24 protein-coding genes are annotated in these 22713 nt (G+C 65.1%); 12 read left to right on the top strand and 12 right to left on the bottom strand.

What is annotated here, in order from left to right; translation table 11 throughout:
• Nucleotides 1-50: 50 nt before the first annotated feature.
• From OU682_RS08750 to purC, 8 genes are all read right to left on the bottom strand, one after another.
• Nucleotides 51-743: a hypothetical protein gene (locus tag OU682_RS08750; protein ID WP_268941694.1), complete on the bottom strand. Its 693-nt coding sequence runs from the start codon at nt 741-743 to the stop codon at nt 51-53.
• Nucleotides 744-1053: 310 nt separating this feature from the next.
• A complete protein-coding gene (locus tag OU682_RS08745) occupies nt 1054-2385 on the bottom strand; it encodes a glutamine synthetase family protein (protein WP_268941693.1) in 1332 nt (443 codons plus the stop codon).
• A gap of 4 nt (nt 2386-2389) precedes the next feature.
• Entirely contained in the window at nt 2390-3214 is an 825-nt protein-coding gene (locus OU682_RS08740; protein WP_268941692.1) for an ABC transporter permease, read from the bottom strand.
• A complete protein-coding gene (locus tag OU682_RS08735; protein WP_268941691.1) occupies nt 3211-4092 on the bottom strand; it encodes an ABC transporter permease in 882 nt (293 codons plus the stop codon). Before OU682_RS08735 ends, OU682_RS08740 begins: the two co-directional genes overlap by 4 nt.
• 46 nt (nt 4093-4138) lie before the next feature.
• Nucleotides 4139-4861, bottom strand: coding sequence for a transporter substrate-binding domain-containing protein (locus OU682_RS08730; protein ID WP_268941690.1), 723 nt, complete (start codon nt 4859-4861; stop codon nt 4139-4141).
• A 26-nt stretch (nt 4862-4887) separates the two neighbouring features.
• Complete coding sequence (locus OU682_RS08725; RefSeq protein ID WP_268941689.1) at nt 4888-5679, bottom strand: ABC transporter ATP-binding protein; 792 nt, start codon at nt 5677-5679, stop codon at nt 4888-4890.
• 84 nt (nt 5680-5763) lie between these two features.
• Entirely contained in the window at nt 5764-6003 is a 240-nt protein-coding gene (gene purS / locus OU682_RS08720) for a phosphoribosylformylglycinamidine synthase subunit PurS (protein ID WP_268941688.1), read from the bottom strand.
• A gap of 11 nt (nt 6004-6014) precedes the next feature.
• Complete coding sequence (purC, locus tag OU682_RS08715) at nt 6015-6776, bottom strand: phosphoribosylaminoimidazolesuccinocarboxamide synthase (protein ID WP_268941687.1); 762 nt, start codon at nt 6774-6776, stop codon at nt 6015-6017.
• Between the two features lie 127 nt (nt 6777-6903).
• On the opposite strand from purC, the gene OU682_RS08710 reads away from it, so the two are divergent.
• Nucleotides 6904-7221 (top strand): DUF1476 domain-containing protein, encoded by a 318-nt coding sequence (locus tag OU682_RS08710; RefSeq protein WP_268941686.1) that lies wholly within the window; start codon nt 6904-6906, stop codon nt 7219-7221.
• A gap of 321 nt (nt 7222-7542) precedes the next feature.
• Here OU682_RS08710 and OU682_RS08705 read toward each other — a convergent pair whose 3' ends face one another.
• Complete coding sequence (locus OU682_RS08705; protein WP_268941685.1) at nt 7543-8040, bottom strand: PaaI family thioesterase; 498 nt, start codon at nt 8038-8040, stop codon at nt 7543-7545.
• A 5-nt stretch (nt 8041-8045) separates the two neighbouring features.
• The gene (locus OU682_RS08700; protein ID WP_268941684.1) at nt 8046-8468 is read right to left on the bottom strand and encodes a PaaI family thioesterase; all 423 of its coding nucleotides are present in this window, start codon (nt 8466-8468) and stop codon (nt 8046-8048) included.
• Between the two features lie 157 nt (nt 8469-8625).
• On the opposite strand from OU682_RS08700, the gene OU682_RS08695 reads away from it, so the two are divergent.
• The 7 genes from OU682_RS08695 to OU682_RS08665 all read left to right on the top strand — a co-directional run bounded on the left by OU682_RS08695 (nt 8626) and on the right by OU682_RS08665 (nt 16086).
• Nucleotides 8626-9006, top strand: coding sequence for a MerR family transcriptional regulator (locus tag OU682_RS08695; protein ID WP_268941683.1), 381 nt, complete (start codon nt 8626-8628; stop codon nt 9004-9006).
• Between the two features lie 122 nt (nt 9007-9128).
• Nucleotides 9129-9527 carry a MerR family transcriptional regulator gene (locus OU682_RS08690; protein ID WP_268941682.1) on the top strand — a complete coding sequence of 133 codons (399 nt, stop codon included), beginning with the start codon at nt 9129-9131 and terminating at the stop codon, nt 9525-9527.
• 4 nt (nt 9528-9531) lie between these two features.
• Nucleotides 9532-11304, top strand: a complete 1773-nt coding sequence (locus tag OU682_RS08685; protein WP_268941681.1) for an acyl-CoA dehydrogenase C-terminal domain-containing protein — start codon at nt 9532-9534, stop codon at nt 11302-11304.
• A 273-nt stretch (nt 11305-11577) separates the two neighbouring features.
• A complete protein-coding gene (locus OU682_RS08680) occupies nt 11578-12219 on the top strand; it encodes a glutathione S-transferase family protein (RefSeq protein ID WP_268941680.1) in 642 nt (213 codons plus the stop codon).
• A complete protein-coding gene (locus OU682_RS08675; RefSeq protein ID WP_268941679.1) occupies nt 12216-13427 on the top strand; it encodes an acetyl-CoA C-acetyltransferase in 1212 nt (403 codons plus the stop codon). The genes OU682_RS08680 and OU682_RS08675 overlap by 4 nt, the downstream gene beginning before the upstream one ends.
• A complete protein-coding gene (locus OU682_RS08670; RefSeq protein ID WP_268941678.1) occupies nt 13427-13906 on the top strand; it encodes a cupin domain-containing protein in 480 nt (159 codons plus the stop codon). Before OU682_RS08675 ends, OU682_RS08670 begins: the two co-directional genes overlap by 1 nt.
• Complete coding sequence (locus OU682_RS08665) at nt 13903-16086, top strand: 3-hydroxyacyl-CoA dehydrogenase NAD-binding domain-containing protein (protein WP_268941677.1); 2184 nt, start codon at nt 13903-13905, stop codon at nt 16084-16086. Before OU682_RS08670 ends, OU682_RS08665 begins: the two co-directional genes overlap by 4 nt.
• Before the next feature lie 37 nt (nt 16087-16123).
• Here OU682_RS08665 and proB read toward each other — a convergent pair whose 3' ends face one another.
• Entirely contained in the window at nt 16124-17236 is a 1113-nt protein-coding gene (proB, locus tag OU682_RS08660) for a glutamate 5-kinase (protein WP_268941676.1), read from the bottom strand.
• Nucleotides 17224-18255, bottom strand: coding sequence for a GTPase ObgE (gene obgE, locus OU682_RS08655; RefSeq protein ID WP_268941675.1), 1032 nt, complete (start codon nt 18253-18255; stop codon nt 17224-17226). The genes proB and obgE overlap by 13 nt, the downstream gene beginning before the upstream one ends.
• Before the next feature lie 142 nt (nt 18256-18397).
• Here obgE and OU682_RS08650 point away from each other — a divergent pair, with 142 nt between their 5' ends.
• The 4 genes from OU682_RS08650 (at nt 18398) to eno (ending at nt 22682) form a co-directional block, all read left to right on the top strand.
• The gene (locus OU682_RS08650) at nt 18398-19099 is read left to right on the top strand and encodes an aquaporin (protein ID WP_268941674.1); all 702 of its coding nucleotides are present in this window, start codon (nt 18398-18400) and stop codon (nt 19097-19099) included.
• Between the two features lie 59 nt (nt 19100-19158).
• A complete protein-coding gene (locus OU682_RS08645) occupies nt 19159-20559 on the top strand; it encodes a protein adenylyltransferase SelO (protein WP_268941672.1) in 1401 nt (466 codons plus the stop codon).
• A gap of 90 nt (nt 20560-20649) precedes the next feature.
• Complete coding sequence (locus OU682_RS08640) at nt 20650-21336, top strand: endonuclease/exonuclease/phosphatase family protein (protein WP_268941671.1); 687 nt, start codon at nt 20650-20652, stop codon at nt 21334-21336.
• A gap of 71 nt (nt 21337-21407) precedes the next feature.
• Entirely contained in the window at nt 21408-22682 is a 1275-nt protein-coding gene (eno, locus tag OU682_RS08635; protein ID WP_268941670.1) for a phosphopyruvate hydratase, read from the top strand.
• The last annotated feature ends 31 nt before the right edge of the window (nt 22683-22713 follow it).

The raw sequence follows: 22713 nt of genomic DNA, 5'->3' as shown, positions 1-22713 counted from the left end.
TTGGAGATTGTCATGCATGCTTCCTTTCGGTGAAGCATGGACCGGATCAGTCATACACAAAAGATCGGACACTCTCTGCCGATCAGTTTCGCCATGATGCATTCCAGAACCCTGCCCGGCCGGGCACTCGACCATCCTCGCTGACAGCCGACGACACCGAAGGAGGCATTCTCGCCCGTCGCGTCCACGTCTACTTTGGCAGCTCCGATCAACTCTCCTAATCGACGCACCCAGTAGGTTTTTCCGATGCCCGGCGGTCCATCAAGGATCACCGGCGGCAGTCGGAAGCCAGCCCACCCTTCGCGCACCGAGCGGCGCATGGCATGCCAGGCGTACTCGGTTGCAGGTGCCATCCAGGGCATCTCGCCGTGCAGGCTTGCAGCCAGTTCATCAGCATGATCCGCGCTGGAAATGCGGGCCAGGACGACCCCATGCTTCAGGACTGAGAGCTTCTCGCGATCTTCCCGGTTCAGATGGCTCAGGCCCGACCTGCGCAGGACCCCATCATGCAGGCGCGCCGCGTGTCGGTCCACGCGCTTCATGTCATCCAAGGGCAATCGGATCCTCTCGCTGTCTTCCCCCTCAACTGCCCATTGCCCTTCCCCTTGAGCTTCTTCCGGCAAAGCAAGGCCTGCATGTCCTGCGCGCAATCGGAACAGGTGTTTGGCCAGGTGCGAACTGATCTTCCGCGGATTGAGCGAAGGATCGGGGAATTTGCCCTTCATGATCGGAAAGCGTGACATCGGGTTCCTCGGCTGATCTCTCCGCCGCATGGCGGATGAGCCTCCCGGCAGCTCGTGCGGCGCGGATGCTGGATTTCAGGAAGGACCCGGGTCTGTCAGAAAGTCATGCAAGCGGCCAGAGCAGCCGTCAAGCCGGGGCGCCAGATGAACAAGAACCGCGAGGGTGATAACCGGGATCGGACGCCAATGAGGACAACTCTTTGTATTCTTTCAGAAACCGATTTTACAGCCTAGGCGGTGGAAGTTTTGTAGTTGCCAAAAAGGAAGCGGATCCGGCCGAAAGGAAGTTTTATGCGGGCTGAAACACACGTCACACGGTGTCGAGGTAAAGCTCCACCGTTTCCTCGTCCGACAGTTCGGCCATGTAGTGCAACTCCTGACGCTTGGTCATGACGAAGTTCTCGATCAGGTGGCTGGGGAAGATGCGCCGCATCTCCGGGCATTCGTGGAAGGCGTCGATGGCCTTGCCCCATGTCCCGGGCAACTGGTCCAGCTTCTGATCATAGGCGTTGCCCTTGAAAGGCGCGGGCGCCTCCAGGCGGTCGGTGATCCCGTTCAACGCCGCACCCAGGATCGCCGCTACTGTCAGATAGGGGTTCACGTCTCCCCCTGCCACGCGGTGCTCGATCCGCCGTGCCCTGGGGCTGGATGAAGGGATGCGGATGGCAGCCGTGCGGTTTTCATAGGCCCAGCCGATACCGGTCGGTGCGTGGGCATTCGGCACCAGGCGGTCGTAGCTGTTTTCGTGCGGGGCAAACAGCAGGGTCGATCCCGGCATCGCCCGCAGGCATCCGGCCACGGCCTGGCGCAGCGCCTCTGTCCCCTCCTCGCCGCCATTGTCGAAGATGTTGCGCCCCGCCTTGTCGAGGATCGAGAAATGCATGTGCATTCCGTTGCCGGAAAAGGTCTCGTAAGGCTTCGCCATGAAGCTGCCCGCAAAGCCGTATTGCCGGGCGATCCCCTTGACCAGCATCTTGAACAGCCAGGTGTCATCCGCCGCCTTGAGGGGATCCGGCTGGTGCATCAGGTTGATTTCGAACTGCCCCGGGCCGGCTTCCGAAATCGCGGTGTCAGCCGGAATGTCCATCGCCTCGCAGGCATCGTAGAGCCTTGTGAAGAACTGGTCGAAAGCATCGAGTGCGCGCAGGCTCAGCACCTCGCCGCCCGTGCGGCGCTTGCCGGACCGGGGGCTTGGCGGCACGCGCAACTGGCGGCCGGAATCGTCGATCAGGAAGAATTCCAGTTCGGTCGCCACAACGGGGGTCAACCCGGCCTCGTTGTAGCGTTCCATGACGCGCGCCAGCGCCTGGCGGGGGTCTCCCTCGTAGGGGCGGCCATCAGGGTGGAACATCCACAAGGGCAAGAGCGCAGTCGGTGCGTCGAGCCAGGGCATGGGCAGAAAGCCCCGCTCGGTCGGCAGCAGCAACCCGTCGGGGTCGCCGATCTGGAAGACCAGCGGGCTGTCCTCGACATCCTCGCCCCAGATGTCCAGGTTCAGGACCGAGTAGGGAAACTTGGTCCCTTCCTCCAGGATCTTGTCGGCATAGCGAGCCGGGATGCGCTTGCCGCGCGCGACCCCGTTCAGGTCGGCCGCGGCCACGCGGATGGTTTTGACCTCGGGATGTTGTTTCAACCAGTCCATGAACTCACCGGAAAACTTGCGGGCGATATCTGATACGCTTGACGGCACCCGGCAGATGGCGGTTCAGACGCCGGTTCACCATGCCGAACAGTCCGATCAGCCCCAGGGTGCAGAGGATGAAGTAGGCAGCCACGATAGGATAGGCGATGAAGGGGTTGAAGGTCTGCCCTGCGAAGTAGCTGGCATAATACAGGCTGTCGCCCCGCTGCTGGAAGGCCGGAAAGCCTGAAAAGAACACCAGCGTGGTCGCATGGAACAGGAAGATCGCCTCGTTCGTGTAGGACGGCCAGGCCAGCCGCAGCATCGTGGGCCACAGGACCCTGCGGAACTTGGTCCATCCGGTCATGCCATAAGCCTCGGCGGCCTCGATGTCGCCCTTGGGGACCGACATCAGTGCGCCGTGGAAGATCTGCGCGGAATAGGCGGCGGTGTTCAGCGTCAGCACGATCAGCGCCCCGGCCCAAGCCTTGGCCAGCCAGCTTGTCGCAATCGTCAGGCCAAAGACCTCGACCCCCGCGCGGGGCAGCAGGACCAGGGCTTCGTAGGCCAGGAAGAACTGGATGAACAGCGGGCTGCCGCGAAAGACGAAGATGAAGGCGTCCGCCGGCTTGCGCAGCCAGGCGTTCGTGCTGGTCTTGGCAAGCGCCAGCCCGGTCGCCAGAAAGAAGCCGAACAGCAGCGCGAAGAAGGCGAAGTACAGGTTCCAGATCAGCCCGGATCCGATCAGCGTGAACTGCTGGCACAGCGTGAAGTCCGACCGCGGCAGCAGCCTTTCGCCAATGCCGAGCGACCGCAGCCCGTAATCCAGGATCGTTTGCCCACAGCTCATGCGGCACCCGCCTTGCGCTGCGCCTCGCCCGCCATGGTCGCCTGACCCAGGGAAAGGCGCGCGGTCACCCGGTCCAGAACCCTCTCGGACACCCATGTCATGAGCAGATAGAAGACCAGCACGGCAAGGAAATAGTAAAGCCGCCAGTCGGGATGCGGATAGGCGAAGGACCGCGTCTTGGCGCCGCCCAGTTCGCGCGCCCAATAGACGATATCCTCGATCCCCAGCAGGAACAGCAGGGGCGTCGCCTTAATGAGGATCATCCACAGGTTGGACAGGCCCGGCAGCGCATAGGTCCACATCTGCGGAACCAGGACGCGCCGCGTCACCTGGCGGGACGTCATGCCAAAGGCCTCGGCGGTTTCCAGCTGCGCGCGCGGCACGGCCTGCATGGCGCCGTAAAGGACATTCGCAGCGAAGGCCCCGAAGACGACCGAAAAGGCGATCACGGCCAGCACCATGGCATAAATGTCATGGACCCATTCCGGGCTTGTGGAAAGCGGCAGCTTTGCCGCCGCGCAGACAACGAAGTCGTTGCCCTGGCGCACCGGCGCATCACTGTCGCACAGCGCCTTGTGCCGCAGCCATTCCAGCCCCTGGTCCAGCGCGATCGGCACGAACAGGAAGAAGATGATGTCGGGCACTCCCCGCACCATCGCCGTATAGATCCGCCCGAACCAGCGGATCGGCGCGATCCGCGAGCGCGACGCCATCGCGCCGCCATAGCCGAACAGCAGCGCAATGGGGGCAGTGATCGCCAACAGCAGCAGGACCACAATGAAGCTGGAATAGAACAGCAGGTGCGTGCCGGTCGTCAGATAGCATGACAACCAGGCAAGCCCCTCCAGCACCGATGGATCGCTGCAATAGGAAAACATCTACCCGTCCCATGTCGGCCGCGGCTGCCCGCGGCCGATCCGCTTGTTATTCGTAGGTCTGCGCTTCGTCGCCGAAGTGCTTCTTGATCATCGCGTTCAGGCTGCCGTCTTCCTTCATCGAGGTGATGGCCGCGTCGAACTTTTCGCGCAGTTCCGTGTCGGACTGGCGCAGGCCGACGCCGATGCCTTCGTCCAGGTTGACCTGCTCGCCGACGAAGACCAGATCGTTGCTGTCCTCGACAAAGGGACGCAGAACCTCGTGGTCGCCAAAGCCTGCATCCGCCTCTCCGTTGCGGACGGCGGCCAGCACCTGGTCGATGTTCGGAAATTCCAGCAGCGTCGCGCCGGTCTCGGCGATATGGGATGCCTGCACGGTGCCGGTCTGCACCGCGACCACGCCGCCTTCCAGATCGACGCCGTCCTGCAGCGCGACATAGGAGGACGGAGCCGGCGGCAGGTAATCCTGCGTGAAGGCGATGACGGCCTTGCGTTCCTCGTTGATGCTCATCGCGGCCATGATGGTGTCATAGTTCGAGGACACCAGGTTCGGGATGATCGAATCCCAGTCGTTCTTGACCCAGGTGCATTCCAATTGGGCACGCTTGCAAAGCTCGTCGCCCAGTTCGCGCTCGAACCCCGCGACCTCGCCGTTGTCGTCGATGAAGTTGTACGGAGGATAGGCGCCCTCGGTTCCCATGCGGACGGTCTGGGCCAGTCCCATCCCGGCGGTCAGTGCCAGGACGGTTGCGGCGATAAGCAGTCTTTTCATTCTGTCGTCTCCTGTTGGTCGTCTTGTCAGTGCGTCGAGGCACTGAGGAACTGGCGCAGCCGATCCGTCTGGGGGGTGCCGAAGATCTGTTCGGGCGGGCCTTCCTCGGCGATCAGGCCCTGGTGGAGGAAGACCACATGGTCGCTGACATCGGCGGCCAGCCGCATGTCATGGGTCACGATGATCATGGTGCGCTGTTCATCGGCCAGATCCTTGATGACTCGCACCACCTCTTGCTGCAATTCGGGGTCAAGCGCGCTGGTCGGTTCGTCGAACAGCAGCGCCTTGGGCTGCATGCAAAGCGCGCGGGCAATCGCGGCGCGCTGCTGCTGGCCCCCAGACAGCTGCGCGGGCCAGGCGTCGGCCTTGTTGCCGATGCCGACCTTGTCCAGAAGCGCGCGGGCCCGGGCCTCGACCTGTCCCCGGTCCTGGCCCAGCACGGTCACCGGCGCCTCCATGACGTTCTGCAGGATCGTCATGTGGGACCAAAGGTTGAACTGCTGGAACACCATCGACAGGTTGGTGCGGAACCGCATCACCTGCGCGCGGTCGGCGGGCACGCGCGCCGCGCCCTGCCCCTTCCAGCGCACGGCTTCGCCTTCAAAGGCAATCTCGCCCGCCTGGCTGTTTTCCAGAAGGTTGCAGCAGCGCAGCAGCGTGGACTTGCCCGAACCCGAGGAGCCGATCAGACTGACCACATGCCCGCGTGGCGCCGTCATCGAGACGCCCTTCAGCACCTCGACCGAGCCGTAGGCCTTGTGCAGCCCCTGAATCCGGATCACAGGGGCGGTATCGGTCGAGGCAGGTTTGTCGTTCATCATCGGCGCATTGGGCGATAATCCCGGCGCTTTTGCAACGGGGTCTGCGGGGCAACCTGCCGATAAACGCAGGTTGCCGCTGCGTCAGACGATCTCGACCGAGTATTTCTCGATCACGGTATTCGCCAGAAGCCCTTCGCACATCTTCTCGACCTCGGCCTTGGCCGCGGCGGCGTCCGATGCCTCCAGATCCAGTTCGATCAGCTTGCCCTGGCGGACGCCTGCGACGCCCCGGTGGCCCAGGCCGCCAAGCGCGTGGCGGATCGCCTCGCCCTGCGGATCCAGGACGCCATCCTTGAGCATGATCGTGACACGGGCTTTCATGGCGTCTTCCTTCAGTTGATCGCAGTCGGTTTCAGGCTGGTGGTATTGGCGGGCATCAGGCCCAGGCGGCGCGCAACCTCGGTATAGGCGTCCGTCAGGTTGCCCAGATCGCGGCGGAAGACGTCCTTGTCCAGCTTCTGGCCGGTCTTCATGTCCCACAGACGGCAGCTGTCGGGGCTGATCTCGTCGGCGACGATCAGGCGCATGAAGTCATTGTCCCAGACGCGGCCGATCTCGATCTTGAAGTCGATCAGCTTGATGCCGACGCCGTAGAAGACGCCCGACAGGAAATCGTTGACGCGCAGGGCAAGCGACACGATGTCGTCCAGGTCCTGCTGGGTCGCCCACCCGAATGCGATGATGTATTCCTCGGACACCATCGGGTCGCCCAGTTCGTCGTTCTTGAAGCTGTATTCGACGATGGGACGCGGCAGCAGCGTGCCCTCTTCCAGACCCAGGCGCTTGGACAGCGATCCGGCCGCGAAGTTGCGCACGATCACTTCCAGGGGAACGATTTCCACTTGGCGGATCAGTTGCTCGCGCATGTTGATGCGGCGGATGAAATGGTTGGGGACGCCGATATTCGTCAGTCCGTTCATGAAGAATTCGGACAGGCGGTTGTTCAGGACGCCCTTGCCTTCGATCACGGCCTTCTTCTGCGCGTTGAAGGCGGTCGCATCGTCCTTGAAGTACTGGACCAGCGTGCCGGGTTCCGTGCCTTCGTACAGGATCTTCGCCTTGCCTTCGTAAATCTTCTTGCGGCGCGGTGCCATGGCGGGCGTCCTTTTGCATGTCGCTTATCCCACGCGCCTTACCTTACAAGCAGCACCGGGGGCAATACAGAGGCTTGAAAGCCTGCGCTGGCAGGCTAAGCTTTGGCACGTCAACACGGAGGCAATGATGACCACCTTCGACGACCGCGAACGCGCCTATGAAACGAAATTCGCCCTTGATGCCGAATTGCGCTTCAAGGCCGAGGCCCGCCGCAACCGCCTGCTTGGCGAATGGGCTGCGGGGCTCATGGGCATGCAGGGCGACGAGGCTCGCCGCTATGCCATGACAATCGTCACCTCGGATTTCGAGGCGACGGGGGCGCATGATGTCAGCAGCAAGCTGGCCGCCGATCTGGAAGGCCGGGCAGACGAGGCCGAGATCCGCGCCAAGATGACCGAACTGATGGAGGTCGCCCGCAAGCAGGTCATTGGCGAAAACCAGTGACCGGCAGGGGGCCATCCCGGCCACATGGCCAGAAGGGCATCGCCGCGGCTTCAGACCACGGATAGCAGCGCCATGGTGATGCCGCCCGACAGGTTCAGCGCCATCAGCGCGGTCCAGAGCCGGCGCAACAAGACGCGATGTGCCCCGGCAGAAAGCGACGGTCCAGCAGATCGAAGTCAGGATCACCGCGCCGACGGCGACGGCCCGATCGCCTCGGGCCGCCCCAACTGGCCGATGACGGAACCGTGGCATTCGGCAGCACGACAGGCAAGGCCATCGCCAGAACCCGCCGGTGGGTGAGCCGTTCCATCCTCGGCCCGCTCAGCCCTGCGGCATCAGGAAATGCCCGGTCGCCTGCGCCAGCAGCCGGGCGCGGTTGTCCTGCCAGGCCTCGACCTGGACACTGGCGTAGCGGCGCCCCGACCGGACCACCCTTGCCCGCGCATAGGCGTCGCGAGGCAGCCCGCTGCGGAGGTAATCCACCGTGAAGTCGATGGTCTTGGGCAGGCGCGGCAGGCTGCCCTCCATCGCGGCATCGGGAACGATGCGGCCGGATTCCATATCCTCCCACATCGCGGCCCAGGCGAGTTCGATGATCGCGGTCGTTTCCAGGAACGCAGCCGTCACCCCGCCGTGCAAGGCAGGCAGCATCGGGTTGCCGATCAGCTTTTCGTCATAGGGCAGGATCGCAGTCAGTTCATCCCCGCGCCGGTCGAAGCGGATGCCCAGCCAGGTCAGGTAGGGCACGCCCGACACCAGCGCCGACAAGGCCGAATCGCGGCGGGACTTGATCTGGTCCAGGGGTTCGCGACGGTTCATCAGCCTCACCTCTCGACAGTGAAGGCGCCGGTGGCGGCGGCGACCGGGTTGTCGGTATCCTCGTCCAGCGCCACGGCACGGACAAAGGCCACAGTCCGCGTCATGTGATAGCATTCCGCCCGGGCCGTGATCCGCTGCCCCCTGGTCGCCGACCGCATGTAGTCGATGCGCAGGTCGATGGTCGCCGTCGATGACGGACCCGATGGATGGGCCATCACCGCCGCCCCGCAGCAGGTATCCATCAGCGCCGAGACCACGCCCCCATGCACCACCCCGCTGCGCGGGTCGCCCACCAGGTGCTGCGCCCAAGGCATGCTGATAACCGCCGTTCCCGCGCCAAGCGCATCGACCCGCATCCCCAGGGCCCGGGCATGGGGGATCGCCTCGATGAACTGCTGTGCGATTCGGGTCTGGTTGCCCTGTGCCATGCTGCCGCCTTCTGCCATCGCCGCCTCTTTCCGTTTCGTGACACGCTATCCGCGAGATGCGTTCCGGCTCAAGTCTGCCGACAAACACTTGCGCATAGGTTGAGGTGCGCCTTGCGACAAGCTAGCCTTCCCGAAAAGCCGGAAACAGGAGGCGCGAATGCCGGGCGAGCAGACGATCAGCTTCAAGGACATGTGCGCGCGCTTCGACGTGACCCCCCGCACGCTGCGTTATTACGAATACATCGAGCTTCTCAGCCCCCGGAAGGAAGGCCGCGCCCGCTTCTATGGCCCCCGGGAAATCGCCCGCATGACGCTGATCCTGCGCGGCCGCCGCTTTGGGTTCTCGCTGGAGGACATCCGGCAATGGCTGCTGATCTACGAACAGAAGGGATCGCGCGAGCAGTATCAGGTCTGGCTGGAACTGGCGGACCGGCAGCTGAAGGTGCTGGACGCGCAGGTGGCCGAACTGAATGCCGCCCGCTCCGATCTGCAAGCTTTGCGCGAAACCGCAGCGCAGGAGTTGAGCGATATGGGTTGACCCTGCGGTACGCTTCGCCTTGACTTCACCTGTGACGCGGCGTCCTGCTTACGTTCGCGTCAACTTGACCCTATATCTGTGGTCAAGGACGGCAGACGGTGAATGAGGAGGAACCGCGATCCATGTCCGACGAGCTGATGACGATTCGCCAGATGTGCGATGCGTTCGGCGTCACCCCCCGCACGCTGCGCTTCTATGAAGCGCGCGAACTGATCTTTCCCGAACGTCGCGGGCAGCATCGCCTGTATGACCGCCGGGACAGGGCGCGGCTGACGCTGATCCTGCGCGGCAAGCGGTTCGGCTTCAGCCTCGAGGAAATCCGCCAGTTGCTGGAGCTTTACGAGCCCGGCGGCACGAACAGCGCCCAGATCGCCGCGACCATCGCGGTCGGGCGGCAGCGGCTTGCGGACATGGAACGCCAATATGCTGAACTGAGCGAGGCGATCGTCGACCTCAAGTTGCAGCTTTCCGATGCAGAAGCCCGCTTGGCCGCCGTGTCCAGAGAGATGATCACAGGGTAGCACCATGACGATCTACAATCCGCCCGTTCGCGACATGCAGTTTGCGCTGCATGACGTGCTGAAGCTGTCGAAATCCGGACTGCCCGGACATGAGGACCTGGATCGCGACTTCACCGAGGCGGTGCTGGACGCTGCAGGCAAGCTGGCCTCCGAGGTGCTGGCACCGCTGAATGCCGTGGGCGACCGGCAGGGCTGCCGGCTGGAAAACGGCGTCGTCCGCACGCCCGACGGCTTCGACAAGGCCTTCCAGGCGATGAAGGACGGCGGCTGGACGGCGCTGGACTGCGATCCGGAATACGGCGGCCAGGGGATGCCTTATGTGCTGGGCGTGGCTACGGGCGAGATGTTCGTCAGCGCCAACATGGCCTTCAACATGTACCAGGGCCTGACCCACGGCGCCTACTCCGCAATCCACGCCCACGGCACCGAGGAACAGAAGCGCACCTATCTGCCGAAGATGGTCAGCTGCGACTGGACCGGCACCATGAACCTGACGGAACCCCATAGCGGCACCGATCTGGGCATGCTGCGCACCAAGGCGGACCCGCAGCCAGACGGCAGCTACCTGATCACCGGGCAGAAGATCTTCATCTCGGCCGGCGATCACGATCTGGCGGAAAACGTCATTCACCTGGTCCTGGCAAAGGCCCCCGGCGGCGGCGAGGGCACCAGGGGTATAAGCCTGTTCATCGTGCCGAAATACCTGGTGAACGAGGACGGCTCGCTTGGCGCGCGCAACGGCGTGTCGGTCGGTGCGCTGGAAGAAAAGATGGGCATCCACGGCAACGCCACCTGCGTCATGAACTATGACGGTGCGAAGGGCTGGCTGCTGGGCGACCTGCACAAAGGCATGCGGGCCATGTTCACGATGATGAACGAAGCCCGCCTTGGCGTCGGCCTGCAGGGCTATGCCTGCGCTGTGCCCGCCTATCAGAACGCCGTCGCCTATGCCAAGGACCGCCTGCAGGGCCGTGCGGTGACGGGCGTGCAGAATGCGCAAGGCGCGGCAGACCCGCTGATCGTCCATCCCGACATCCGCCGTAGCCTGATGGACCAGAAGTCGTTTCTGGAAGGCGCGCGGATGCTGGCCCTTTGGGGCGCGCATCTGATCGACAAGGCGAACGCCGGCGATGCGGATGCCGAGGGGCTCGTGTCCCTGCTGACCCCTGTCATCAAGGGCTTCCTGACCGACAAGGGCTTCGAGACGGCTGTTCTGGCCCAGCAGATCTATGGCGGCCACGGCTATATCGAGGAACACGGCATGAGCCAGTTCGTCCGCGATGCCCGGATCACCATGATCTATGAAGGCGCGAACGGCGTGCAGGCCCTGGACCTGGTCGGCCGCAAGCTGGCGCAGGACGGCGGCAAGCATGTCATGGCCTTCTTCGAACTGGTCAAGGCCTTCTGCAAGCAGCACGGCGAGGGGCCGGTCGGCACTGATTTCATTGCGCCGCTCAAGGCTGCCTCGAAGGATCTGCAGACCGCCGCCATGTTCTTCATGGAACGCAGCATGAAGAACCCGAACGATGCTCTGTCGGGCAGCTACGACTTCATGCACCTGTTCGGCCATGTCGCGCTTGGCCTGATGTGGGCGCAGATGGCGGTCGCGGCGCAGGGGTCGCTGGATGCCGGCGATGGCGATGCGGTGTTCCTGAAGACCAAGCTGGCCACCGGACGCTATTACATGAAGCGGCAACTGCCGATGACGGCGACGCATCTGGCGCGCATCCAGTCGGGGGCCGAGCCGGTGATGGAACTGGAGGCGGAGGCGTTCTAAGCCTGCCTGCCGCGGCGCCTGCTTCACGGGCAGGAGCCTCCGGCGGGGATATTTGAGTGAAGAAGAAGCGGCATTTCCGGCCTGCGCACGGCCATCGGCATCAAACTCGCAGGCCGGAAGCTTCTCCTTCAGCGGTCATCGGCTTCCCAGCCTGTACCGCATCGGTGAAGCTAGGCGTGAGAGATTGAAGAAGGATTAACATACCCCTTCTTCTTCACGAAAATATCCTGCGGGGGTCCGGGGGCGCGAAGCCCCCGGCGGTGGAGGAACAGGATGACCGCGCAACTCTGGTGCTTCGGCGAATCCGGCAATGCCTACAAGGCCGCGCTGACCATGGAACTGGCGGGCTATGACTGGACGCCCGTTCATGTCGATTTCTTCAATGGCGAGGCGCGCAGCCCCGGCTTTCGTGCACTCAATGCCATGGGCGAGGTTCCGGTCTTTCGCGAAGGCGAACTGACGCTGACGCAATCCGCCGTTATCCAGTTGCACGTCGCGGAACGCACCGGCAAGTTCCTGGGCGCCGACAGGAACGAGATGCTGCGCTGGCTGATGTTCGACAATCACAAGCTGTCGGGCCAGGCCGGGCCGGCGCGGTTCCTGCTGAATTTCCTGCCTGCCGACAAACCCCCGGCAGGCGCGGCGGAATATCTGCAGGGGCGCCTGAAGGCCGCCTACAAGGTGCTGGACGATCACCTGGCCACGCGCGACTGGGTCGCCGACAGCGCCCCCACTGTCGCCGACCTCGCCTGCTGCGGATACCTGTTCTACCCCGAGCCCTTCGGCTTCGACCGCAAGCACTGGCCCCATATCGACCGCTGGCTGGACGCGATCAGCGCCCTGCCCGGCTGGAAACATCCCTATGACCTTATGCCCGGCAACCCATCCGACCGGGCGCCGAAGGAGGACGCATGACCGACGCCTTTATCTATGACGCCGCCCGCACCCCGCGCGGCAAGGGCCGCGCCGATGGCAGCCTGCACGAAGTCACCGCGCTGGCGCTCTCCGCCCGGCTGCTGAATGCTGTCAAGGAACGCAACGGGCTGGATGGAAATGCCGTCGAGGACGTGATCTGGGGCAATGTCACCCAGGTCAAGGAACAGGGCGGCTGTCTGGCGCGGTCGGCGGTGCTGGCCTCGGATCTGGACGAACGCATTCCCGGCCTGTCGATCAACCGCTTCTGCGCCTCGGGCATGGAGGCCGTGAACCTGGCCGCCAACCAGGTCAAGGCCGGCGCGGGCAAGGGCTATATCGCCGGCGGGGTCGAGATGATGGGCCGCGTTCCCATGGGCAGCGACGGCGCCGCCATCGCTGTCGATCCCTCGGTGGCGATGAAGACCTATTTCGTCCCGCAGGGCATCAGCGCCGACATCATTGCCACCGAATACGGCTTCACCCGCGAGGAGGCCGACAATCTGGCCGTCGAAAGCCAGCGCCGCGCCGCGCAGGCGTGGCAGGAAGGACGCTTCGCCCGGTCGGTCGTGCCGGTCAGGGACCAGAACGGGCTGACCATCCTTGATCGCGACGAATACATGCGCCCCGGCACCACCATGGAGGACCTGGCCAAGCTGAAGCCCGCCTTCAAGGACATCGGCGAGGTGATGCCCGGCTTCGACAAGGTCGCGATGCTGAAATACCCGCATCTGGAGCGCATCGACCACATCCATCACGCAGGCAACAGTTCCGGCATCGTGGATGGCGCGGCGGCGGTGCTGATCGGGAACGAGGAATTCGGCAAGGCCCACGGACTGAAACCCCGTGCCCGGATCCGCGGCACCGCGAAGATCGGGACCGATCCGACCATCATGCTGACTGGCCCGGTTCCCGTCACCGAGAAGATCCTGGCCGACAGCGGCATGTCCATCTCCGACATCGACCTGTTCGAGGTGAACGAAGCCTTTGCCGCCGTGGTCCTGCGCTTCATGCAGGCCTTCCAGGTCGATCCCGGCAAGGTCAATGTCAATGGCGGGGCCATGGCGCTCGGCCATCCCCTGGGCGCGACGGGGGCGATCATCATCGGCACCCTGCTGGACGAACTGGAACGGCAGGACAAGGAGGTCGGCCTTGCGACGCTCTGCGTCGCGTCGGGCATGGGCGCGGCCACAATCATCGAGCGGGTGTGATGAAAAAGCTCGACCTTGCCGGCGTGCCGGTCAAGACCGGCTCGATCTATCCCCCACCCTATGCGGCGATGATGGCCGGACGATCCAGCCTGCGGTTGGGACAGGCCGCGGGTCTGACGCAGTTCGGCGTCAACCTGGTCACGCTGGAACCGGGCGCCATGTCCTCGCTGCGTCACTGGCACCGGGCGGAAGACGAGTTCGTCATGGTGACCGAGGGCGAGTGCGTGATGGTGACCGATGACGGCGAGGAGACCATGCGTCCTGGCGATTGCGTGGGCTTCCCCGCCAACACGCCGGACGGCCACCACTTCATCAACCGCAGCGATGCGCCTGCGCGCTTTCTGGTGATCGGCAGCAAGGCGGCCGAGGAAGTGGCGACCTATTCCGATGTCGATCTGGTGCTGACCGTAAGCAACGGGACCGCGACCTATACCCACAAGGACGGGCGGCCCTATGTGCCGCAGGGAGAGAACGAATGACAGATTTCACCATGCAGAAGGACGCCGACGGCGTCGCCGTCATCATCTGGGACGTGCCGGGCAAGTCGATGAACGTGCTGTCGCTGGAGGGCGCGGGTGAACTGGACACCCTGATCGACGACGCCTTGGCCGACGAGGCCGTCAAGGGCATCGTCATCACCAGCGGAAAGAAGGACTTCGCCGCCGGCATGGACCTGAACGTCATTGCCGGGATGAAACAGGGCGGCGCGCAGGCGGTCTTTGACGGGATCATGTCGCTGCACCATGTGCTGCGCAAGATCGAACGTGCGGGCATGGACCCCAAGACCCAGAAGGGCGGCAAGCCCATTGCCGCCGCCCTGCCCGGCACCGCGCTTGGCATTGGGCTGGAACTGCCGCTGGCCACGCACCGCATCTTTGCAGCCGACAACCCCAAGGCCAAGATCGGCCTGCCCGAAATCATGGTGGGCATCTTCCCCGGCGGCGGCGGCACGATCCGGCTGTCGCGCAAGCTGGGCGCCATGGCCGCCGCGCCCTTCCTGCTGGAGGGCAAGCTGTCGGACCCGAAGAAGGCCAAGGCCGCCGGGCTGATCGACGAGGTGGTCGCGGATCCGGTCTCGGCCGCCCGCGAATGGGTGCTGAACGCCACCGATGCGGATCTGATAAAGCCTTGGGACCAGAAGGGTTATAAGATGCCGGGGGGCGAGCCTTACCACCCGCACGGCTTCATTACCTTTGTCGGCGCATCCGCGATGGTGAACGGCAAGACGATGGGCGTCTATCCCGCCGCCAAGGCGCTGCTGTCCGCCGTCTATGAGGGCGCGCAGGTGTCCTTCGACACCGCGCTGAAGATCGAGGCGCGGTGGTTCACCAACGTGCTGATGAACCCGTCCAGCTCTGCCATGATCCGCAGCCTGTTCATCAACAAGGAGGCGCTGGAAAAAGGCGCCAACCGCCCCGAGGCACCGGACCAGTCGGTCAGGAAGGTCGGCATCCTGGGCGCCGGCATGATGGGCGCGGGCATCGCCTATGTCAGCGCCATGGCCGGGATCGAGGTCGTGCTGATCGACGCAAGACAAGAGGCCGCCGACAAAGGCAAGTCCCATTCGGAAGGCTTGCTGGACAAGGCCATCAGCCGCAAGAAAGCGACCGAGGACAAGAAGGCCGAGGTTCTGGGACGCATCAACGCCACCACCGATTACGCCGCCCTTGAAGGCTGCGACCTGATCGTCGAGGCCGTGTTCGAGGATCCCCAAGTCAAGGCCGAGGTCACAAAGAAGGCCGAGGCAGTGATCGGGCAGGACGCCATCTTCGCCACCAACACCTCGACCCTGCCGATCAGCGACCTGGCCCGCGCCAGTGCCCGGCCCGACAGGTTCATCGGCATCCACTTCTTCAGCCCCGTGGACAAGATGAACCTGGTCGAGATCATCAAGGGGCGCGAAACCGGACCCCGCGCCGTGGCCAAGGCGCTGGATTTCGTACGCCAGATCCGCAAGACGCCCATCGTGGTGAACGACGCGCGCTTCTTCTATGCCAACCGCTGCATCATCCCCTACATCAACGAAGGCATCCGCATGGTGGCCGAGGGGGTGAACCCCGTGCTGGTCGAAAACGCCGCCAAGCTGATGGGGATGCCGCTGGGGCCGCTGCAACTGGTCGATGAGACATCCATCGACCTGGGCGTGAAGATCGCCAAGGCCACGCGTGCGGCCATGGGCGACGCCTATCCTGACGGCGCGGTGGACGAGGTGCTGTTCTGGATGGCCGACCAGGGTCGCTTGGGCCGCAAGGCCAATGCGGGTTTCTATGCCTATGGCGACGATGGCAAGCGGCAGGGTCTGTGGGAGGGGCTGGCGGCGCGTTATCCGCAGGTGGACGACCAGCCCGATCTGACCACCGTGCAGCACCGCCTGATGTTCGCGCAGACGCTGGAGGCCGTTCGAGCCTTTGAGGATGGCGTGCTGGAGGATATCCGCGAAGGCGATGTCGGCGCGATCCTGGGCTGGGGCTTCGCGCCTTGGACGGGGGGACCCTTCGGCTGGCTGGACATGCTGGGTGCGGCCCGCGCGGTCGAGATCTGCGACCGGCTGTCCGCCGAGCATGGCGACCGCTTCGTAGCTCCGCAGATGCTGCGCGACATGGCGGACAGTGGACAGGGATTCTATGCCCGCTATGGGGCCGGCAAGAAGGCAGCCTGATCCGGATCGCCCCGGCTGCAACGCCGGGGCGTGCCTGCTAGAGCGCCATGTCGTCGCGATGGACCAGGGCGGCGCGGCCGGTATAGCCCAGGATCGTCTCGATCCGGTCAGAACGGTGGCCCGCGATGCGCCGCGCCTCGTCGGCGGTATAGCGGGTCAGGCCGGTTGCCAGCGTCTCTCCCGAAGGCCCGGTGATCGCCACCGGGTCGCCCCTGCCGAATTCGCCCACCACCGTGCGCACACCTGCGGGCAACAGCGACTTGCCGCGGCCCAAGGCCAGGGCGGCGCCCTGGTCGACGACCAGCGCTCCCTTGGGCTTCATCGCCGCGATCCAGCGCTTGCGGGCGACCTGCGGATCGCCCTCGGGCAGGAACCAGCTGCAGCGCGCGCCATTCGCAACCGCCGACAGCGGCCGCATGACCGAACCTTCCGCAATCGCCATGGCACAGCCCCCGGCGATTGCAGTGCGCGCGGCCATCAGCTTTGTCTTCATGCCGCCCTTGGACAGGCCCGATACCGGGTCGCCGCCCATGGCCTCGATTTCCGGCGTCAGCTGTTCGATCACCGGCAGATGCTGCGCGGTCGGGTCGGTCTTGGGATTGGCGGTGTAAAGCCCGTCCACGTCCGAAAGCAGCAGCAACTGGTCCGCCCCGCAGGTCACGGCGATCTGCGCGGCCAGCCGGTCGTTGTCGCCAAAGCGGATCTCGTCCGTGGCAACCGTGTCATTCTCGTTGACAATGGGCACCACGCCCAGGGACAGCAACGTCTGCATCGTCGCGCGGCTGTTGAGGTAACGGCGCCGGTCCGCGCTGTCCTCCAGCGTCAGCAGCACCTGCGCGGTCGTCACCCCATGCGGGGCCAGTGCTTCCTCGTAGGCGCGCGCCAGCCGGATCTGGCCGACGGCGGCAGCCGCCTGCGCCTGCTCCAGCGGCAGCGCCCCGGCCGTGAGGCCCAGCACCCGCCGTCCAAGCGCGATCGATCCCGACGACACCAGCACCACGTCGCAGCCGCGCCCGCGCCATTCGGCCACGTCATCGCAAAGCCCGCGCAGCCAGTCGCCCCGCAGGCCCATCTGATCCACCAGCAGCGCCGAGCCGACCTTGATCACAAGCCGGCGCGCTTCGGTCAGGGTCGGGCTTACGGCTGCCATGGCGCCTCGGGCTCGGACCTGGCGGCGCGGCGGGTCGGCTCGATCTGCGTCCAGAGCGCGCGCAGAACCTCCGTCACGCCAAGCTTCGCCACGCCGGACATCAGCAAGACCGGGCCGCCGATCTCGGCCTCCAGCGCCGCCCTGCGTTCCGCGATGGTTTCGTCGTCCAGCGCATCGATCTTGTTCAGCGCCGTCACGCGCGGTTTTTTCATCAGCACCGGGGAATAGGCCTCAAGCTCGGTCAGGATGGTGCGGGCGTCGGTCGCCACATCCTCGGAGGTGCCGTCCACCAGATGCAGCAGCACGTTGCTGCGTTCGACATGGCCCAGGAACTGGTCGCCAAGGCCCCTGCCCTCGCTGGCGCCCTCGATCAGGCCGGGAATGTCGGCCATGACGAATTCGTAGCCGTCGATGCCGACGACGCCCAAATTGGGATGCAGCGTCGTGAAGGGATAGTCCGCGATCTTGGGGCGGGCGTTCGACACCGCCGCCAGAAAGGTGGACTTGCCTGCATTCGGAAGCCCGACCAGCCCGGCGTCCGCGATCAGCTTCAGCCGCAGCCAGATCGTGCGTTCGACCCCCGGCTGGCCCGGATTGGCATTGCGCGGCGACCGGTTGGTCGAGGTCTTGAAGTGCAGGTTCCCCCAACCGCCATTCCCACCCCTGGCCAGCAGCACCCGCTGGCCGGGCTCGGTCAGGTCGGCGATGACGGTTTCCTCGTCCTCTTCCAGGATCTCGGTCCCGACAGGCACCTTGAGGGTGATGTCGTCCCCCGACTTGCCGGTCATCTGGCTGCCCATGCCGTGCTGGCCGGACTTGGCGAAGAAATGCTGCTGATATCGGAAGTCGATCAGCGTGTTCAGCCCCTCGACCGCCTCGGCCCAGACATCGCCGCCATTGCCGCCGTCGCCGCCGTCGGGGCCGCCGTATTCGATGAACTTCTCGCGCCGGAAGGACACGCAGCCCGCACCGCCGCCGCCCGAACGGATATAGACTTTGGCAAGGTCGAGAAATTTCATGGGCCATGCTCCTGTTCAGGGGGATGCGATACGCCGACGGACCCCGCCATTCAAGAGGCGCAAGATTCTTGCCAGCATCAAGGATGGGCCACAAACTGCACTTGCTGGTTCAAAACACCCTGATTCTGTGTGGAGAGTGAACATGTCAGGCAAAGCATTGGCCGAGTTCATCGGCACCTTCATCCTTGTCTTCTTCGGCGTCGGCTCTGCGGTCCTGATGGGTACGCATATCGGATTTCACGGAATCGCCATGGCCTTCGGCCTATCCATCGTTGCCGCAGCCTACGGCCTCGGGGCGATCTCGGGCGCGCAGCTGAACCCGGCGGTTTCGCTGGGCTTCCTGGCCTCGGGCCGGATGGGCGGGGGCGATTTCGTCACCTATTGCATCGCGCAAATCCTGGGTGCGGTGGCGGCTGCGGGGGTTGTCTATGTCATTGCATCGGGCAAGGCTGATTATTCGATCACGCAGAACGGGTTGGGCCAGAACGGCTGGGGCACCGGCTATAATGGCGGCTACACGATGTTTGCGGCCCTGGTGTTCGAATTCGTGGCGACCTTCCTGTTCGTCACCGTCATCCTGGGCGCGACGCAAACCGACGCGCCCGCGGGCTTTGGCGGGCTGGCCATCGGCCTGACGCTTGCCGGAATCCATCTGGTGGGCATCGACGTGACGGGCGTGTCCGTGAACCCCGCGCGGTCCATCGGGCCTGCGGTCTTTGCTGGCGGTCAGGCGCTGTCGCAACTGTGGCTGTTCATTCTTGCTCCGCTGGCCGGCGGGGCGCTGGCCGGCGCGCTGCATGGCGCAGGCATCACCCGCTCGCCGCACGTCAAGCCACGCGGCTGACGGCCTGAACCCTTTTTATGCAGGCCTCCCGCCCCTAGATGAAGGGACAGGAGGCCCCGATGATCCATTTCGACAACAGCTATGCCCGCCTGCCGCAGGGCTTCTTTGCCCGCGTCGCCCCCACCCCTGTCGCCGAGCCCCGGCTGCTGGCGCTGAACGAAGGGTTGGCCCGGCGCCTTGGCCTGGACCCCGACTGGCTGTCCGGCCCCGAAGGCGTGGCGATGCTGGCCGGCAACGCCGTCCCGAATGGGGCCGAGCCGATCGCCCAGGCCTATGCCGGCCACCAGTTCGGCGGCTTCGTCCCGCAACTGGGCGACGGTCGCGCCGTGCTGCTGGGCGAGGTCGTGGCCCCTGATGGCGCGCGCTTCGACATCCAGCTGAAGGGCAGCGGACCGACGCCGTTTTCGCGGCGCGGCGACGGGCGGGCCTGGATGGGGCCGGTGCTGCGGGAATACATCGTCAGCGAATTCATGCACGCCATGGGCGTCCCGACCACCCGCGCCCTGGCAGCCGTCGCCACCGGAGAGACGGTGTGGCGCGAAAGCGGCCTGCCGGGCGCGGTCCTCACCCGCGTGGCCTCCAGCCATATCCGCGTGGGCACCTTCCAGTATTTCGCCGTGCGCGGACAGGAGGAAGCCCTGGCCGCCTTGACCGATCACGTCATCGCCCGCCATTATCCCACGGCCAATGGTCCTTTGTCGCTGCTGGATCATGTCGTCGCGCGGCAGGCGGAAACCATCGCGCAATGGATGGCGCTTGGCTTCATCCATGGGGTGATGAACACCGACAACATGGCCGTGTCCGGCGAGACCATCGACTATGGCCCCTGTGCCTTCATGGACGCCTATCACCCCGACACGGTGTTTTCCTCGATCGACCGGGCCGGGCGCTATGCCTGGGCGCAGCAGCCGCAGGTCGCCGTCTGGAACCTCGCGCAGCTTGCCACCTGCCTGATCCCGCTGATGGGCGAGCGCGATGCAGCCATCGAGGCCGCGACCAAGTCCGTCCACAGCTTCGCACCCCTGTATCAGGCGGCCTGGAAGCGACGCTTCGGCGAAAAGCTGGGCCTGACCGAGGCTGCCGATGTCCAGCCCCTCGCCGAACGGCTTCTGACGATGATGGCGCAGCAGCAGGCCGACTTCACCCGCGTCTTTGCGGGCCTCCTGGACGGCCGCGCGCGGGACGAGTTCATCGACCGCGACGCCTTCGATGCCTGGGCCCAGGATTGGCAGGCGCTCGATCCCGACCCCGACCTGATGCGCCACGCGAACCCCCTGCGGATCCCGCGCAACCACCGGGTCGAGGAAGCCATCGCGGCCGCCGTGGCCGACGATCCCGGCCCCTTCCGGCGCCTGTTCGATGCCGTGACGCACCCGCGCGAGGAACGGGCTGAGTGGGACGATCTGGGCAGTGCCCCGCGCGACGAACAGGTCGTGCGACAGACGTTCTGCGGGACCTGATCAAAAGCTGTGCAACCGGCAGAAGCCGCGCGCGATCCCCTTGCGGCGGCCGCGCCTGCGGCTATCTTGCGGGCAGCACCCTAAGGCGACATGTCCTTGTTGAGACTGGCAAGTTACAATCTGCACAAATGCCGCGGCCTGACCGGCCCGCACGCACCGGAACGCAATCTTGCCGTCATCGCCGCATTGCGTCCTGACATCATCGCCCTGCAAGAAGTCGATTTCCGCCTGGGCGCGCGCCCCGAGGCCCTGCCTCGCCGCCTGATCCGCGAGGCAACCGGACTGGTTCCGGCCGACATGACGACCACGGGCGAAAATTCGCTTGGCTGGCACGGGCAAACGATCCTGATGCGTCCGGATCTGGCGGAACAGGCGGTGCTGCGCCGCCTTCCCCTGCCGGGGCTGGAGCCGCGCGGCGCGGTCGTCCTGCGGCTGCCCAGGCTGACGGTGATCGGCGTCCATCTGGGCCTTGCGCGGTCCTCTCGCCGGGCGCAGCTGGCGCGGATCACCGCGCAGGCGGGGCGGATCGCGGACGACAACATCGTCCTGATGGGCGATTTCAACGAATGGCACGACAGCCGGGGGCTGGAGTCCCTGGCAGGCTTCCGGGTCATTGCGCCCGGCCCCTCCTATCCCGCGCCGATACCCCGCCTGCGCTTCGACCGCATCGCCATCTCGCATCACCTGAACCTGCTGAGGCACGGCGTCTTTACCGGCTCTCATGCGCGCGAGGCATCGGACCACCTGCCGATCTGGGCCGAGATCGAGCAGCCCTGAAATTTGCAGCTTCCGGCCTGCCCCTGCGGCAGCTATGAAGGCGCCGACATGAAGCAACGGAGGGGCAACCCATGACCGCCATCATCGACATCTACGCGCGCGAGATCCTGGACAGCCGCGGCAACCCGACCGTGGAGGTCGACGTGACGCTGGAGGATGGCACGATGGGCCGGGCGGCGGTTCCCTCGGGGGCCTCGACGGGGGCGCACGAGGCGGTCGAGAAGCGCGACGGCGACAAGTCGCGCTACATGGGCAAGGGTGTCCTGGAGGCCGTGGCCGCGGTCAACGGCGAGATCGCCGAAAACCTGATCGGCGAGGACGCGACCGAGCAGCGCGCCATCGACGCCGTGATGTGCGAGCTGGACGGCACCCCCAACAAGGGCCGGCTGGGCGCCAACGCCATCTTGGGCGTGAGCTTGGCGGTGGCCAAGGCTGCGGCAGATGCCTGCCAGCAGCCGCTGTATCGCTATGTCGGGGGCACCAGCGCGCGGATCCTGCCGGTGCCGATGATGAACATCATCAACGGCGGCGAACACGCCGACAATCCCATCGACATCCAGGAATTCATGATCATGCCGGTCAGCGCGGAGAACATCCGCGATGCCGTCCGCATGGGATCGGAAGTCTTCCACACGCTGAAAAAGGAACTGTCGGCGGCGGGTCTTTCAACCGGCATCGGCGACGAGGGCGGCTTTGCCCCGAACCTGTCCTCGACCCGCGATGCCTTGGACTTCATCCTGCGCGCGGTCGAGAAGGCCGGCTACAAGCCCGGTGACGACATCATGCTGGCGCTGGACTGCGCCTCGACCGAATACTTCAAGGGCGGCCGCTACGAGATGAAGGGCGAGGGCAAGTCGCTCTCCTCGGCCGAGAATGTGGACTATCTGGCGGCGCTTTGCGCCGACTACCCGATCCTGTCGATTGAGGACGGCTGCGCCGAGGACGACTGGGAAGGCTGGAAGCTGCTGACCGACCGGCTCGGCGGCAGCGTGCAGCTGGTCGGCGACGACCTGTTCGTGACCAACCCGCGCCGCCTGGCCGAGGGGATCGAGAAGGGCTGCGGCAACTCGCTGCTGGTCAAGGTGAACCAGATCGGCACGCTGTCGGAAACGCTGGACGCCGTGCGCCTGGCCGACCGCAACGGCTATACCTCGGTGATGTCCCACCGCTCGGGCGAGACCGAGGACGCCACCATCGCCGACCTGGCCGTCGCCACCAACTGCGGCCAGATCAAGACCGGCAGCCTCGCCCGCTCCGACCGGCTGGCGAAATACAACCAGCTCATCCGCATCGAGGAGATGCTGGGCGCAACCGCCGAATACGCGGGCCGCAGCATCCTGCGCTGAGGGCGGCAAAACCGGTGATCCAAGGCCGCCC

It is taken from the genome of Paracoccus benzoatiresistens, assembly GCF_026913015.1.
Lineage (GTDB): Bacteria > Pseudomonadota > Alphaproteobacteria > Rhodobacterales > Rhodobacteraceae > Paracoccus > Paracoccus benzoatiresistens.
The sequence above is the reverse complement of the archived record's forward strand: the minus strand, read 5'-3'. Positions and strand labels throughout refer to the sequence as shown.

Coding starts and splice junctions, on each gene's coding strand:
- OU682_RS08750 (WP_268941694.1), bottom strand. CDS start 743: ATGTCACGCTTTCCGATCATGAAGGGCAAATTCCCCGATCCTTCGCTC.
- OU682_RS08745 (WP_268941693.1), bottom strand. CDS start 2,385: ATGGACTGGTTGAAACAACATCCCGAGGTCAAAACCATCCGCGTGGCC.
- OU682_RS08740 (WP_268941692.1), bottom strand. CDS start 3,214: ATGAGCTGTGGGCAAACGATCCTGGATTACGGGCTGCGGTCGCTCGGC.
- OU682_RS08735 (WP_268941691.1), bottom strand. CDS start 4,092: ATGTTTTCCTATTGCAGCGATCCATCGGTGCTGGAGGGGCTTGCCTGG.
- OU682_RS08730 (WP_268941690.1), bottom strand. CDS start 4,861: ATGAAAAGACTGCTTATCGCCGCAACCGTCCTGGCACTGACCGCCGGG.
- OU682_RS08725 (WP_268941689.1), bottom strand. CDS start 5,679: ATGAACGACAAACCTGCCTCGACCGATACCGCCCCTGTGATCCGGATT.
- purS (WP_268941688.1), bottom strand. CDS start 6,003: ATGAAAGCCCGTGTCACGATCATGCTCAAGGATGGCGTCCTGGATCCG.
- purC (WP_268941687.1), bottom strand. CDS start 6,776: ATGGCACCGCGCCGCAAGAAGATTTACGAAGGCAAGGCGAAGATCCTG.
- OU682_RS08710 (WP_268941686.1), top strand. CDS start 6,904: ATGACCACCTTCGACGACCGCGAACGCGCCTATGAAACGAAATTCGCC.
- OU682_RS08705 (WP_268941685.1), bottom strand. CDS start 8,040: ATGAACCGTCGCGAACCCCTGGACCAGATCAAGTCCCGCCGCGATTCG.
- OU682_RS08700 (WP_268941684.1), bottom strand. CDS start 8,468: ATGGCACAGGGCAACCAGACCCGAATCGCACAGCAGTTCATCGAGGCG.
- OU682_RS08695 (WP_268941683.1), top strand. CDS start 8,626: ATGCCGGGCGAGCAGACGATCAGCTTCAAGGACATGTGCGCGCGCTTC.
- OU682_RS08690 (WP_268941682.1), top strand. CDS start 9,129: ATGTCCGACGAGCTGATGACGATTCGCCAGATGTGCGATGCGTTCGGC.
- OU682_RS08685 (WP_268941681.1), top strand. CDS start 9,532: ATGACGATCTACAATCCGCCCGTTCGCGACATGCAGTTTGCGCTGCAT.
- OU682_RS08680 (WP_268941680.1), top strand. CDS start 11,578: ATGACCGCGCAACTCTGGTGCTTCGGCGAATCCGGCAATGCCTACAAG.
- OU682_RS08675 (WP_268941679.1), top strand. CDS start 12,216: ATGACCGACGCCTTTATCTATGACGCCGCCCGCACCCCGCGCGGCAAG.
- OU682_RS08670 (WP_268941678.1), top strand. CDS start 13,427: ATGAAAAAGCTCGACCTTGCCGGCGTGCCGGTCAAGACCGGCTCGATC.
- OU682_RS08665 (WP_268941677.1), top strand. CDS start 13,903: ATGACAGATTTCACCATGCAGAAGGACGCCGACGGCGTCGCCGTCATC.
- proB (WP_268941676.1), bottom strand. CDS start 17,236: ATGGCAGCCGTAAGCCCGACCCTGACCGAAGCGCGCCGGCTTGTGATC.
- obgE (WP_268941675.1), bottom strand. CDS start 18,255: ATGAAATTTCTCGACCTTGCCAAAGTCTATATCCGTTCGGGCGGCGGC.
- OU682_RS08650 (WP_268941674.1), top strand. CDS start 18,398: ATGTCAGGCAAAGCATTGGCCGAGTTCATCGGCACCTTCATCCTTGTC.
- OU682_RS08645 (WP_268941672.1), top strand. CDS start 19,159: ATGATCCATTTCGACAACAGCTATGCCCGCCTGCCGCAGGGCTTCTTT.
- OU682_RS08640 (WP_268941671.1), top strand. CDS start 20,650: ATGTCCTTGTTGAGACTGGCAAGTTACAATCTGCACAAATGCCGCGGC.
- eno (WP_268941670.1), top strand. CDS start 21,408: ATGACCGCCATCATCGACATCTACGCGCGCGAGATCCTGGACAGCCGC.